Source organism: Streptomyces sp. NPDC002328, from assembly GCF_042890065.1.
In the GTDB taxonomy this organism is placed as follows: domain Bacteria; phylum Actinomycetota; class Actinomycetes; order Streptomycetales; family Streptomycetaceae; genus Streptomyces.
On sequence record NZ_JBIARQ010000051.1, the window covers coordinates 1 to 1,501 of the forward strand.

The following is a 1,501-nucleotide window of genomic DNA, read 5'->3' on the forward strand; positions in this document are numbered from 1 at the left end:
GGTGGTTTGGCTGGCTGGGGTCATGCGGCGAGTTCGACGTCCTTGGGGATGCGGGGTTCGTAGAAGGTGCCGTCGCGGAGCATGGCGAACAGGACGCTGATGCGTTGACGGGCGAGGCGGAGGAGGGCCTGGGTGTGGGTCTTGCCGCGGGCTCGCTGGCGGTCGTAGTAGGTGCGGGAGGCCGGGTCGGCGTTCATGCAGGCGAAGGCGGAGAGGAACATGGCGCGTTTGAGCTGCCGGTTTCCGCCTCGGGGTGCGTGTTCGCCGTGGATCGAGGTCCCGGACGACTTCGTGGCCGGGGCCAGACCGGCGTAGGAGGCGAGGTGGGCGGCGGTGGGGAAGCCGGTGCCGTCGCCGACGGTGACCAGCAGGACTGCGGCGGTCCTGACGCCGACGCCGGGCATCGACGTCAGGACCGGGGAAAGAGGGTGGGCCTCCAGCAGGGCGTTGATCTGGGCTTCCAGGGCCCGGCGCTGGGTGTGGACGGCGGCGAGCGAGGCGGCCAGGGAGGGGATCACGATGTCGAGGGTGCCGGTGCCGGGGACGACGACGGTCTGCTCGTCGAGGGCGTCGAAGACATCGTCGATCAGCCGTGCGGCCATGCGCGGTGCCTTCGGACGGATCACCTCGACCAGCCGACGGCGGCCGGCCTTTCGCAGTGCGGCCGGAGAGCCGTAACGCTCCAGCAGCCAGGTGACGGCGGGGTGGTCCAGCCGGGGGCCGAGGACGCGCTCCAGCGACGGGTGGAACTGGGTGAGCAGGCCGCGTATCCGGTTGGAGGTGCGGGTGGCCTCGGCCGCGAGGTCCTGGTCGAAGCCGGTCAGCACGGTCAGCTCGGCGGTGATCTCATCGGCCAGCTCGAGGGTGCGCAGGGTGTGGGGCATGGTGCGGGCGGCGTCCGCGATCACCGCGGCGTCCTTGGCGTCGGTCTTCGCCTCGCCCGGGTAGAGGTCGGCGATCCGGCGCATGGCCAGTCCGGGCAGATAGGCGACCTGGCAGCCGGCATCCCGGGCGACGGTCAGGGGCAGGGCTCCGATCGAGGCGGGCTGGTCCACGATCACCAGGACGGTGCCGAACTTCTCGGTCAGCTTGTCGAAGACGGCCCGCAGCTTCGGCTCGCTGTTGGGCAGCTGCTTGTCGAAGACCTTCTTCCCGGCCGGGGTGAGCCCGTGGCCGTGGTGGGCCGTCTTGCCGACGTCCAGGCCGAGGAACACGCCCACGTCTTCGGTGTCGACCATCGCGCCCTTCCAGGGGAGTTGAGTGTGCCGGCCTCGGCATCGGTGTCGTACGCGCGCATCCACGTTATGCAGACCTGCCGCCCGCGAGCTGTCCGGCATTGCGCCGGACCGGACGGTGGCCGGACCTCTCATCAGCGTCTCCGACGGCACCTCCCGGGCCCGGTGACACCACCCCCCAGGTCATCCGTTCGACAGGGGGACACAGTCATGCCGGGCCCGGAGGCCAGCGGCCCTCTTGCAGGACCGCGGAAAACATAACGGGG

General features: G+C 70.8%; 1 protein-coding gene. It reads right to left on the reverse strand.

Annotated features, from left to right (window positions below):
• Positions 1-20: 20 nt before the first annotated feature.
• Positions 21-1,238: an IS110 family transposase gene (locus ACFYX4_RS40965; protein ID WP_389345082.1), complete on the reverse strand. Its 1,218-nt coding sequence runs from the start codon at positions 1,236-1,238 to the stop codon at positions 21-23.
• Positions 1,239-1,501 lie beyond the last annotated feature (263 nt).